Origin of the sequence: Ferribacterium limneticum, assembly GCF_020510585.1 — a bacterium.
Lineage (GTDB): Bacteria > Pseudomonadota > Gammaproteobacteria > Burkholderiales > Rhodocyclaceae > Azonexus.
The window spans coordinates 685001-697328 of sequence record NZ_CP075190.1 but is presented as its reverse complement, the minus strand read 5'-3'; the positions used below and the strand labels follow the sequence as shown (position 1 = coordinate 697328).

General features: G+C 56.7%; 11 protein-coding genes and 1 tRNA gene (1 of these 12 only partly in view). 5 read left to right on the top strand and 7 right to left on the bottom strand.

The genetic code is table 11. The features are described from left to right. Positions 1 to 59: 59 nt before the first annotated feature. The gene (locus tag KI613_RS03380) at positions 60 to 407 is read right to left on the bottom strand and encodes a hypothetical protein (protein ID WP_226403809.1); all 348 of its coding nucleotides are present in this window, start codon (positions 405 to 407) and stop codon (positions 60 to 62) included. Positions 408 to 567: 160 nt separating this feature from the next. Then, positions 568 to 873: a hypothetical protein gene (locus KI613_RS03375; RefSeq protein WP_226403808.1), complete on the bottom strand. Its 306-nt coding sequence runs from the start codon at positions 871 to 873 to the stop codon at positions 568 to 570. A gap of 1489 nt (positions 874 to 2362) precedes the next feature. On the opposite strand from KI613_RS03375, the gene KI613_RS03370 reads away from it, so the two are divergent. Further along, entirely contained in the window at positions 2363 to 2998 is a 636-nt protein-coding gene (locus tag KI613_RS03370) for a hypothetical protein (protein WP_226403807.1), read from the top strand. A gap of 487 nt (positions 2999 to 3485) precedes the next feature. Next, positions 3486 to 4286: a hypothetical protein gene (locus KI613_RS03365; protein ID WP_226403806.1), complete on the top strand. Its 801-nt coding sequence runs from the start codon at positions 3486 to 3488 to the stop codon at positions 4284 to 4286. Positions 4287 to 4304: 18 nt separating this feature from the next. On the opposite strand, the gene KI613_RS03360 is transcribed toward KI613_RS03365, so the two are convergent. Beyond that, on the bottom strand, positions 4305 to 5612 hold the full coding sequence (locus KI613_RS03360) for a type II toxin-antitoxin system HipA family toxin (RefSeq protein WP_226403805.1): 1308 nt from the start codon (positions 5610 to 5612) through the stop codon (positions 4305 to 4307). A 40-nt stretch (positions 5613 to 5652) separates the two neighbouring features. Then, positions 5653 to 5922, bottom strand: a complete 270-nt coding sequence (locus KI613_RS03355) for a helix-turn-helix domain-containing protein (RefSeq protein WP_226403804.1) — start codon at positions 5920 to 5922, stop codon at positions 5653 to 5655. A gap of 480 nt (positions 5923 to 6402) precedes the next feature. On the opposite strand from KI613_RS03355, the gene KI613_RS03350 reads away from it, so the two are divergent. Continuing rightward, complete coding sequence (locus tag KI613_RS03350) at positions 6403 to 7764, top strand: Fic family protein (RefSeq protein ID WP_226403803.1); 1362 nt, start codon at positions 6403 to 6405, stop codon at positions 7762 to 7764. Positions 7765 to 7906: 142 nt separating this feature from the next. Here KI613_RS03350 and KI613_RS03345 read toward each other — a convergent pair whose 3' ends face one another. The 3 genes from KI613_RS03345 to ispB form a co-directional block, all read right to left on the bottom strand. After that, positions 7907 to 9241 (bottom strand): site-specific integrase, encoded by a 1335-nt coding sequence (locus KI613_RS03345; protein WP_226403802.1) that lies wholly within the window; start codon positions 9239 to 9241, stop codon positions 7907 to 7909. A gap of 199 nt (positions 9242 to 9440) precedes the next feature. Then, positions 9441 to 9517: transfer RNA gene (locus tag KI613_RS03340), tRNA-Pro, on the bottom strand. 15 nt (positions 9518 to 9532) lie between these two features. Next, positions 9533 to 10462: an octaprenyl diphosphate synthase gene (gene ispB, locus KI613_RS03335; RefSeq protein ID WP_455424134.1), complete on the bottom strand. Its 930-nt coding sequence runs from the start codon at positions 10460 to 10462 to the stop codon at positions 9533 to 9535. Between the two features lie 177 nt (positions 10463 to 10639). Between ispB and KI613_RS03330 the strand changes: the two genes are divergently transcribed. Both KI613_RS03330 and KI613_RS03325 read left to right on the top strand, forming a co-directional pair. Continuing rightward, complete coding sequence (locus KI613_RS03330) at positions 10640 to 11743, top strand: HD domain-containing phosphohydrolase (RefSeq protein WP_226403801.1); 1104 nt, start codon at positions 10640 to 10642, stop codon at positions 11741 to 11743. Then, positions 11743 to 12328, top strand: the 5' portion of a protein-coding gene (locus KI613_RS03325) for a tRNA threonylcarbamoyladenosine dehydratase (protein WP_226403800.1). Its footprint extends 182 nt past the window's final position; 586 of the gene's 768 nt are visible here — the first part of the coding sequence; it begins with the start codon at positions 11743 to 11745; its stop codon lies off the right edge, out of view. Before KI613_RS03330 ends, KI613_RS03325 begins: the two co-directional genes overlap by 1 nt.

Here is a 12328-nt window from a genome sequence, read left to right as displayed (position 1 = left end):
AACTACAGCACATGGCTACTACGTCAGGTCATCACTGGGAAAGCAAAATGCTCCCCTCCTCACCCGCCAAGCAATACCGCACAGCGTCGCATAAGCCATTCCAGCTCAGCACTGGAAAACTCCCATCGCCCGGAGTCAACTTTCGTTGCGACACCACGCCTTGCGCGCTCCAGGTTGAAGGTCCTGGACCACTCGGGATGTTCCCGCTCCTTCCGACGACAATAATCCGCAAGTTGCTGGGCCAGGTCTTCACACCCGGCATAACGCTCATACAGTTCCGCGTCAGTCATACCTGCGACGTATTGCCCATCGACAAGGCGGACAGCCAATTTTGGCTGAACCCCAGCGACGGCAGAAATCACGGGGCGCGGAAAGTCGTTCGGAACGGACGTTGTGACATCAGACATGATCAATCCCTTCAGCCGATAGATCGCCACGGGAAGCTACGCCCGTGGCGATCCGTTTATTGGAGGTTCAGTTGGATAGCCCTGTGTATTCAGCACACGAAACAGGACTCACGCCATCAACCGACACTTGGCGCAAGGTGCGCGAATACGCCGAGCGCCTCTACCAAGATTTCCCATCGACTTTGTACTGCCAGACGCCATTCGTGACCGCCGTCAAAATCGACTGAGCCATACCCAGCATGTAGATCATGCTCACCTTTGCGCTCGTGGGGGAAAGCTGACCCGCACGGACAGCGGCATCAATCTCGGCGATACAGCCGCAAAGCGACTGCACCTCGCTTAACGCGTCCCCAATCGGGACCTTATCGTTGATATGCACCTTGAATTTATTTCCACTTCGAATTAGTTCAGTTTCTGTATTCGCCGTGGTAAAACCGGGCACTGCCGGCAATTGGGCTTGGGTCATGATGCGCTCCTGTAGTTGATTCCCTCCCGCTCTCAATCGGGGTGGGCGACCGAAACGAAGGTTGAGAGACCGATGGAGCACCGGCGAGCACAAGGCTCCCCTCGCCCGGCCGCCCATAGGCGCACCAGACGACAGAGGACAGGCAAGACGCTGCCTCTGGTCGAACTCCAATATCGGGCTCTCACCCCCGGCTGCTGTTGTTTCAGCAGTTCGGCAAGTGTCGGTTGCTGCGCCCCCGACTGTCAAGACGAGAACTCGCGATCAAAGACAGGCACCCCGCAATCGCGGGGTGCCCGAAGTGATATTGAATAACGTTCGGCATAATGCCAAACCCCTTTTACGCTCACATCGTCGCCAAACGATGTTGTCCCCTGAACCGCCGCCAAGCGGCTCAGGAGGCCATACTGCAACGGGCTGCCAAGCCCAATATCTCCCCTCTCGGGGAGCACACTTTCGCAAACGCTCCCGGCTTTCGGGACAAGGTGCCACCCTCGCCACTGCTTGCACAGTTCCCGACGGACTTCGGTCGTATCGTCCTGTCGGTCAAACCCTATTCACCGAGTCTCCCCCTCCCTGCTTCACCCACCACGGTGCCACCCGTTGGTGTCGTCAGGGAGGCTCCCCATTTAGATTGCAGCTACTGCGAAATACAACGCCACTGTCTCAGTAACGTAACTAGCCTTCCGGCTTTCCGTAGATTTCCCCGGCCCGATGTTCCATAGCGGCTCAGGTACTCGTTACGTACGTCATCGACGACGAACCACAGCTCAATGCTTATGGCTTTGTATTTCTCCGCACAGCACCCTTCTGGGTGCCGTTACAGGTTTGAGCTATCCATTGACCCCGGATTTCTCCAGGTGCCGGTATCGCCAGCTTTCGCCTTGATACCCTCACGCCTTGCGACGCGCTCAAAAGCCATCCTGTGCGGCACGGGTTGCACTCTTCCGATATGCCCCCCGAGTCGGACTTCACCGACTTTCGCGTGCAACCAGGTCGCTCGAGCATTTCCTCTCGAGTGCCGTTTCACGGTCGCCCAACCTCGTGTCCTCTTGCCCGGGTCTGACCGGTCGTTGCCTGGCAGTCAGTCGGGACGTGCGATTGGGTCGAACGGGGGAGTTACACCCCCGAGCGCCCAGCGTAGCGCAGCGAGCCTGATTAGAGGCACTGCGCTTCAGCGTTTGCTTGACAAAGGAATGGCGATCCTCTGCCTGTCGGGTTGGCGACCCGACGTGGCCTTGCGGCCAGTGTGTTTGCAGTTGGCGTTCTGCCCGAAACACCCGCCCTGCCGGGCAGTTGCTTTGGGCAGAACGCCGCAGCATGCGCACGCAGACGATCTTCATCGTCAGCACGCTTGTGTCCAGGTTGGTATAGCGATTGCCGCCATTTTTGCGTGGAACATCAATATGTGTGACTACGCCACAACAAATCACACTGCATTGGTGCGGGATTCCTATACGGGGTATCAATCCCAAATAGGAATCCCGCACCAATGCCTACCACCACACCTGTCTCGCGTAGCAAAACCGCCGCCCTGAGTCGTATTCTGGATTTGGTCCCACGCGGCTACCAACGGTACACCTCGGGCACCATCCGGGCCGCCAAGGCTGAGCGCCTCGCCCACAAGTTCCACGCCCGCTACGCTATCGGCGCCACGCCAGCGCAGCGCTTGGTCAGAAAACGGCGGGGGGACGCCAATGCCCTTCTGGTCCTGTACTGGCCGGAAAACGCCGAGATTGTGCATTGGCTATTGCTCGCCACGGAGGGCAACGGCCTGGAGCAAGAAGACTGGCTATCGGTCACCAGCAAATCTCGCCTCAACTGGCTGGGCTACGAACTGGTGCGCTACCCAACCCGTGGGCGTACAAGTTGGACTTGGCGCCGTCCGAAAGTCGAAATGGCCGAACACTATGTATTACTGGCCTCCCTCTCGGGCCTGCGCAATGAAAAAGCCCTACAGGGGTGGCTGGAGCGACTTTCGCGTCAACCAGGCTTCCATGGGGTACGGCAACAAACCTGGAGCTTGTATCAGGAAGCCAGACGCCGAGGAAATGCGGGAGAGCTTCCGGTGATTTTCCACGTGCAAAAGATGAGTCACGGAGAACCAATGCAACTCACAGCACGTTAGCTAGTGGGAACAGCGAATAGCCCAGCCCATTCATCGGAGTAGCCCTCTGTCGTACCATGGGGTCCGGGAGCCCTCACAATTAGGCAAGCCTCTCAGCTCTATCTGGAGCCTTGGGTTCTCAGGCTCGTCGTGCAGTGCGAGTTTGCCGAATGGATTGCACAGGGCTCCCATCAGGAGCAACCGGACTGCCCTCAAAGGCCGGTTGCCGGGAACCCCGGCCAGTAGATACTACCGCCGGCAAGACTACCGGGCTGACTCTCAGCTTGCCCCAGAGTTTGACCAAAGCAAGCGCGGTTTTCACCCCTGTTGACATGCCGGGTGCACACTCTCTCACCCACTCATCGACACGGTGAGTCCTCCTCGCAAGGGCCATCTCACTCGCAGGATCACCCAAGCAGAACTGTGCCACCAGGCCTCCACCACCTGGCTGAACGAAAACGTTGAGGCGAATCGCTATACAGGGCATCAACCAAGCGAGGAATCACTGATGCCAGACAACCCACCCTTGATGCAGCCGACGTCCATCTCACTCAAACTCAACCGGACGAGCGTGATGCTCTATTCGAATAAGTATGTCCACCTGCCCGATGGCAGTGGTGCATCGTCTCAGTCGTATCTCGCCTCGTTTCCAATCACCGCCACCGAGATACCTGCGGGCTTCGAATCATTGCTCAGAGCCGCGACCACAGGACGTCCTGAGCGGTACCAAGTACTCATGCAGCGCATCGAGACTGAGGTTCTGATTCCCGCGCGCCAGCGTGAAGCCGAAGAGACCGCCCGTCGAAATCAGCAGAACATCGAGAACGCCCTACGCTGGGCCGCCCAGAATATCGAGGCCATCCCCAGCCTGCCGGCGTACAACGAACTCATCGACCGCCCGGAACTGCAGCAACTCCTCGCCGACCTCCTGGATGCCTCCTTACCTCTGCTATCCAGCATGCAGCCGGCCATGCCGGCGGATACGCCGACGCCATCCTCCGAACCCAATCCATTGCCGGAGGAACGCCTCCAGGCACTCATGACAAATCTGGAGAACACCTGCGTCGAGATCGGCGCATTGTTGCCGGAGTCCGCGCAGGTCTTCAAGCGCGGCCACCTTTTTGAGCGCGAAACCGTCGCGCTGGTAAAACGCCTGTGGTTCAGGACATCCGATGTTATTGCCCGCCTCGGGAGTCGGGCACAATTTCGGCGCCCTGCCGGATGGAGCGCGCTACGTCCTTCTGTTCTGGATGAGGAGAGCGAGTTGGTGGCTCCCGGATTGCCAATATCAGGCGGACATCTGTATTAGGTAGCACTTGCCCCTTCACTAATTTTTCGTGGCCTGCTTGGCGCTCAGGGCAAGGCGGTTTGCTGACCAAGTTAATCCTTCCGTGATTGCATCAAAAACATCCAGGGGGAAACTTGTCGGGAGCAGGTTGCCCACCTGGTCGATTACCGATGCCGTTTTCTCCAGCAGTTCGTCTATCAGGAGCCGGCCCTCGGCTTGACCGAAGCGACATCTCGCGGCAAGCGCCAAAAAATGCCGGTCTTGGACTTTCTCCAGCAAGTAGTGCCTGTTGGTGCTGTGCAACGCCATCGCGAGCTTTAACTCTTTGTAGTTAAGAAGGTTGGCGCCTTGGCCCGTAACAGGCCAAGCAGAAAGTACGTCATAGAGGGGTGTAAGCTCGTAACGTGCCCCGGGCAGCAAGTACAGGCTGAAGTTTTTGGCATGGCCATCTGTTGCTGCCAACATCCAGAAAAGAAGTTGTGAGCGAAAAAAGGTGATGAGGTCAGTCGCCGCGTTGTGAGACAAGACCAGTTTCTCGATGACCTCCGCGTGCCCTGGCCCGCCATCGCTTTCATACTTCGCTTCGGAGGGGCGCCCCAGGGCCTGGCAGAAATCTTCCTGCGGAAGCCGTAACCAGTAGCCCTCTGCGACACGCTGGCGGTCGAAGCGCGTCACAATCAGTGCCTTTTGGTCCTCGAATAGCCCCATTGCGGTTTCAGCGATGGGGAGTCCATAGGCCCGCAACAATTGGGCACAGAGCCATTCATTTTCGACCGACGTTCGCATGTCTGCTTTGCGGGCGCCGACAAGTCCCAGTGGTAATTTGAAAATGTGGGTTGTCGGCGTCATTCCCCGGGGCAGGCACCATTCCCCGTCGCCCCAGGTCAGTGCCGTCTTTTCCTGGGCGCCGGCAATCGATATGCGAAAGTCCGCAGGGGTCTCCCGAAAAATTCCGCCGCTGGGCAGTGTGGTGTCGCGCAGTATCTGGGCAACCTGTGCTTCTGTGAGCGGGGTGACGTCTACGTGGCGGTGGTCTGCTGGCAGAGCGTCTGGCGGTAAAAGTTGTACGGCACCGACACAATCCCGGCCAATGGATTCCAACAGGTCAAAAGCTGACCGGCCCTGGGTGGCAAAGCGGGCCTGCAGGCGTTTGCGAATGGGGTCACTATCCGGCAGCAGGTTGTCAAAGTACGCGCCCACCGCGGGAGCGCGAATTGGCGCGGACTGCAGCGGGAGTGATAAGGAAAGGGGACGGGCGCGAGGTGATTGAAGCCAATCAGCATCATAGTTGAGCTGGTCATAGCCTTGCGGTGAAATTGTCCACTCGCCGACCCGAACGCCATTCATCCAGATCGCCAGCTTACGGCTATGTGAGCGACGACCCATTTCACCAGTTCTCTGTAGTGTTGCTTGTGTTGGCGGGCGGCTCGGGCGAGCGCAGTACAAGTTCCAGGCCCAGCGTTTTGGCAAGCACCAGGAGCCGTTCAAGCGTCAGGTCACCGGGAACGGCTTCCAGTACAGAAAATCGGTTCTGGCTGACGCCAAGCCGAGTTGCCACTTGCGTCTGCGACAGCTTTAATGCCTTGCGACGATCACGCAAATAGGCGCCAGCTTGCTGAGGAGTATGAATCACCGTATCGGGAAAAGGCCTACGCATCAAAGGTTCCTTGTAGCTGTATTTCAGATAAATATAAAATATCCGCAACGCCGATAATAGTCAAGTATCCTTAATGGAGATATCGCCAAATATCCGAGTAACCGATAATCTGAAAAAGACAAAGTCAATGGCGTGGTTCCGGACGGAACCGCGACTAGGTGCAAGTGCTACCTAATACCGGCGGATATGGGTGTTACTACGCAGCTGACCAACTCCCAATTGAATCATTAAGCTGGAAGATGTTCTCAGCAAAAAATGAGTCAGCCGCAGTCTTGCACGCAGTAGGCTCCGTAGGGCACATCACCCATACTGAGTGGGCGACTGGGGGATGCAATGCGTCTCCCGGTCTTTCTTCTAATAACTTGTAAGTTTCTTGTAAAATAGAATACATACCGGAAGATAGAGCAACGCATCACTTTAACCTGGAAGAATATTGTAAAATAGCCTTATCTTACAATATTTTGAGAAGGTAGTGAGAAGATGGCCACTCCCCGCCGCGACCTCCAAGCCGAAATCCTCAAGTACCTAGGCCAACAGCTAGCCGGCGGCCAGGCAGCGTGCGCCCCAGACGCTATTACAACGGCGCTCGGCGCCCCGCGCTCGACGGTCAATTATCACCTGGCCCAGATGGTTGCGGAGGGTAACATCCAGAAGCGATATGGCGGGCCGGCCACCCGGTATGCGCTCCTGGCGCAGGCGGGGGCGGCCTCCTGGCCGGCAGGCTTGGTCAGCAACGGGTTCCAGTTTTCGGCCGGCAGGCAGTCGCTCGTTGAGAAGCTCAACGCCCCCATCGGCACTCGAAAGCCGGTGGCCTATCAACGCTCGTTCGTTGAGGACTACGTCCCTAATCAATCCACGCTCATCCCGCCGGCGATGGCGCAGGAGCTTTTCGAGAAGGGGCGCGCACGAGGGCAGCAACCCGCGGGCACCTATGCCCGAAAGGTACTCGAGCAACTACTGATTGACCTGGCGTGGCATTCCTCTCGTTTGGAAGGTAACCGGAAAAGCTTGCTCGACACGAAGGCGCTGTTCGAGCGGGGGCGGTCGCCTAGTGATGACGAAGACGCGTTGATGCTACTGAATCACAAAGATGCCATCGAGTTTGTGGTCGACGAAGTGCCCCATTACGGCATCCTTGACGTCGTCGTGCGAAACATCCAGAGCTTGTTGATGAACGGGCTCCTGCGCAATTCGGACGCCTTGGGCAAAGCGCGGAACACGGTGGTCAACATTACGAACTCCGTCTACGTGCCCTTGCAGGTACCACAACTTTTGGACGAGATTCTGGCCACCGTCGTCGATAAGGGCTGCCATATCAAAAACCCTATCGAGGCGGCATTCTTCCTCTGGGTGAATATTGCCTACTTGCAGCCTTTTGAAGACGGTAACAAGCGTACCAGTCGCCTGTGCGCGAACCTGCCTTTGCTGCTACAAAACTGTGCTCCGCTATCCTTCATGGATGTTGAGCAGGCCGACTACGCGCTTGCGGTGCTGGCCGTCTATGAGCAGCAGGACGTCTCGCTTGCCGTGGAGTTATTCGATTGGACCTATCGCCGCTCCATCGACAAGTACGCGGCCGTCCTCGAGGCGACGAGCGCCCCCGACCCCTTCCGGCGTAAATACCGGGAGTTGCTGGGAGACGCCGTGCGGCAGGTCGTGGCCAGCGCTGCTGCGGTCGCCAATCTGGTGCCCACCTTGGGCATCGACCCCGCGGATCAAGAGAAGTTTGCGCAACTGCTGCGCGATGAGCTGCAGCATCTGGAGACCTATAACTGCGCACGGTATCGGCTGGGTTTCGCGCTCACGGACAACTGGATTGCCGCCGGCCGACCTGGGCTGTGATGTTGCATCCCCTATAAGACGACTGTTTCAAATAACCCAAACAGGGATTCAGCCTAAGCTGAACCCCTGTTTGGGTCATTTGCGTAGTAATACCCGCGGATATCAATTGAGCCCCCGGCCTTGTCACCGGGGGCCAAGCCAATCAGTTGCAGCGCCGGGATAATGCACCACCAAACAACGATATAACGTTGCTGGATTGGGGCTGCGACACAGGTGCTACCAGCGGTGGTGTCTTCGGTTGAACGTGAACCACCGACGTCACGGTATCCACCCGACGACGACGTCCGTGGTGGAAATACTCCTTACTGGTACGCTCCATAGCAACGCTGTCCATTTTCTCGGCCAGATTGCCACAGCAAAGATGTGCGTAGCGCAGCAGCATGCGAGTATCCCGATGGCCCGAGATGGCCTGCAGTTCAATAAGCTGGAACTGCCCCGACTCAGCCAGACGACTGATGGCCTCGTGACGCAAGTCATGGAAATGAATGTCTTCAACGCCGGAAGCCGGAACCACCCGCCGAAAAAAGGCGATCTTCAAGGCATTGGCCGTCAGTTTGAGAAGCGGTTCATCATCGGCACTGCAATCCGCCATCAAGGCTTGGCAGACCTGCAGCGCACGGGTGGTCAATGGCACCTTCCGCGGGCGACCGTTCTTGGTATCGCGAAGGTAAGCATAGCGCTCTTCAAGAAAAACATCGCATTTCCGGATGGACAGCAACTCCCCCCGTCGGGCGGCCGTTTCCAGCGCCAGAATGATAGCCGGCTCGACGTAGGGATTTTCATCGGCCCGGGCGGCCTCGAGCAATCGCCGTTCTTCGTCCGGCAGTAGGCGCCGGTCACGCTCATTGAAATACTTTGGCCGCCGCAAGCCGACAAAGGGGCTTTCGGCGGCAGCGATTTTCCAGACATCCGCCGCATAGCGGATCACCTGGGAAATCACGTCCAGGTCGCGGTCAACGGTCGCCGGCGCCACTTCGGTCAGTCGGTCCGTAATGAAATCCTGCAGGTCTTCGGTGCAAAGCGCCGCCAATTTCTTGTCGACGAAAGCCTCGGTACGCAGAATGCGGTTGATGCGGGTCCTCTCGACATCAGCGCCCTTGTGGCCGGGGACAACTTCGTCACGATAGCGCTCCATGAGGTCGCGCAGCGTCGTTTGGGCGGCGCTCGCGTAATCCCGAATAATGCTGACCGACAGCTCCGATTCGATTTTCAGGCGAGCCTGTTCGGCCTGTTCCCCCGTATCAAACGTGATGACCTGGACGCGGGCCCCTTTGCGACGGACCCGCAACTGGAACGACGTCGCGAGCTGGACCAGCTGGGCTTTGATGCCTTGCGCGGTGAGCAACTCACGGTAGGCCTGCGCATCCGCCTTGCGATTGAAGGGGAAGCGTTGATTGCATTGCGGCTTGTTACGCGCTACGACTTGCCAAGGCGAACGGTTCTGAACATTGCTGCAGCGAGATGGCTGATGAGCCATGGTAACTCCTTTCGTAAGAGTTACCGTATAGCGATCTAGCGGCTTTTCCGAGGCGCCGAGCCGAAAGATTTCGGATCGTCAGCTCAGAACTACCCGGATTCGTTGGCACACGATTGGAGCATAGACAAAAACTTATGCTCCAATGGGACGCAGTAAACGAAAAAAGCCCTGAATAATCAGGGCTAATTCCGTCTTTACTTGGTCGGAGTGACAGGATTCGAACTTGCGACCCCTGCGTCCCGAACGCAGTGCTCTACCAGGCTGAGCTACACTCCGACATGAGAAAGAAACCTAGTGATTTCTCTCAACTGCAAAGAGCGTCAATTGTAGCAGAGCTTTTTTATAATTTGAATCCCCCAAGCACTGAATTGATGCTCTTGCCAGATCTGCCTCACGCGCGGCACGCTCCCGCGCATGATCCAGAGCACCACTGCTTCTGATGGCATCGAGCACGGCTGGGAAATCATCGCGCCCGCCCTCCTCGATTGCCTTGCGCACGCAAGCCGCCTGCTCAGCAGTGCCATGCTGCATGACGTATATAAGCGGCAGCGTCGGCTTTCCCTCTGCGAGATCATCGCCGATATGCTTGCCGGTATCTGCCTCTTGGCCCGAATAATCAAGAACGTCATCGATTAGCTGGAAGGCAGTACCAAGATGCATGCCATACGCAGCTAAAGCTGTTTCGATTTCGGGCGAGGCCTGACCGAGAATCGCCCCCAGTTGGGCTGCCGCCTCGAAAAGCTTGGCCGTCTTGTAGTGAATAACCTGCATATAACGCGCCTCGTCGACATCTGCGTCATGGCAGTTCATCAACTGCAAAACCTCACCCTCAGCGATGATATTCGTCGCATTGGAAAGAACCTGCATCACGCGCATGTTTTCGACCATAACCATCATCTGGAAGGCCCGCGAATAGAGGAAATCGCCCACCAGAACACTGGCTGCATTACCGAACATCGCATTCGCCGTATCGTGACCACGCCGCAAGGCGGACTCATCAACCACATCGTCGTGCAGCAAGGTCGCTGTGTGGATAAACTCGACGACCGCCGCCATCTCCTGATGGCGCCCCCCCTGGTAGCCGAGCGCCCCGGCCGCCAGCAATACAAGTGCCGGCCGCATACGCTTGCCGCCACCACCAATGATGTATTCGGCCACCTGCCTGACCAGGACTACGTCGGAATGCAGGCGGTCGCGAATGACCGCGTCAACGGCCTTCATGTCGGGCCCGATCAGGGCGTAGAGCTGTTCCAGAGTCACGTCAGGCAATTCCTTAATGAAGCGCGGAATCTTAGGTGGCGAAAGTTGCACAGTCAAGGCCAAGCGATCAAGGATGCACTCTGTTTTACTCGACACTTTGTTAAACTCCTACGATTTATAGAGTTAATTGGAGACGGCATGGACATTCGTTCGATCATCGCACCAGCGATTCAAGATCGTGTCGCGCTGGAAGAGTTCGCCGAGGTTCTGACTGACCGTGCACCAGAAATCGAACGTGAGGTAGCCCTTCTTAGGAAAAGCCCGGTCGACCGGGACATTATTGCCAGCCTTTTTCGTGCCGTTCACAACATCAAGGGCGATGCCTCTCTGTGCAAATTCGATCTAGGCGTCGCCATTGCTCACCCGATTGAGACCATGATGGCGCGATTTCGAGAAGGAGAAATCCCATTCTCGGAATTACTTGCTGAAATGATCTTGCTTGCCGTTGACCGACTTGAGTTGGCGACCGCTGCCTTGCTAACAAACAAACCCCTAGACAACCTTCAGCTCGCCATCCTCGTACAGGGTCTTGATGCCCTCGCACTGGAATCAACGGAACAAATTGATACCGCTTGCGCAGACCTGATTGAGGCTGTTACCGGCTTTCCGCCTGTCATTCCCGATATTTCTAGTCGCGCACCGCGATCCCCCGCTCCGAATCCTGAGCAAAAGAATGCCAGCACAGATCTGCTGTTTTTCCGCTCACTTGCACTCCAGTTCGAAAGCCGCTCTCCTCTGTTCAAGGGACGCACCATGCGCATACTTCGCCTGGCACTGGAAACCAATAAGGCTGGCAATAATGCCGTAGATCCCGTTCAACTGGAAGCAGCCATCTATCTGCACGATCTTGGAATGATGCTCCTGCCAGAGTCAATCTGGCTAAAAGTTGGCAAGATGAGCCCCGAAGACAAACTCATATTAAGAAATCATCCGAGTTTCGCGGCCGGTCTTTTACAGAGAATCCCGGGTTGGGAAGCCGCCACAAAAATGGTGGCCCAACACCATGAAATGCCGGATGGCGGAGGCTATCCAAACGGACTACACCATGCGGATATCTGCACTGGCGCCAAGATCATCGCCATTGTCGATGCATTTGAGGCCGTCATGCTTAAGCACATTCATCGCGGGAAAAATCGCTCGGTATTGCGCGCCATTGCCGAAATTAATGCTTGTGATAACCAGTTTTCCCCTGATTGGATTTCACCGTTCAATGCGGTCATCCGCAAGACTGTTGAAAGCTGATGCCAGTCAGTGATCACGAGCGTCGTTTCGGAGGTGTCAGCCGCCTGTATGGCACCGTTGGCGCCGAACGTATACGACAAGCAAATGTATGCGTTGTTGGCATCGGTGGCGTCGGCTCCTGGTGCGCTGAAGCTCTCGCTCGTACTGGGGTAGGCCGAATTTCCGTTGTGGACCTCGACATGGTGGCAGAGTCAAATACCAATAGGCAAATTCATGCATTAGGTGACATCTATGGCAAAGCCAAGGTAGACGCCATCTCCGACCGCATACTAGCCATCAATCCCGATTGCGAAGTCTCGTGCATAGAGGATTTTGTCAGTCCGGAAAACGTAGAAAGTATACTTGACCGCAACCATTCAGTTGTTATAGATGCAATTGATCAGGTCCGCGCCAAAGCAGCAATGATCGCCTTCTGTCGCAGGATAAAGAAGCCAATCATCGTTGCCGGAGCAGCTGGCGGACAAATGGACCCAACCCAAGTTCGGATTGCCGATCTAAGCCAGACCGTGCAAGACCCCCTACTTGCCAAGGTACGGGCGATTCTGCGCCGTGAGCACGGCTTTCCTCGCGATACAAAAAAGAAAT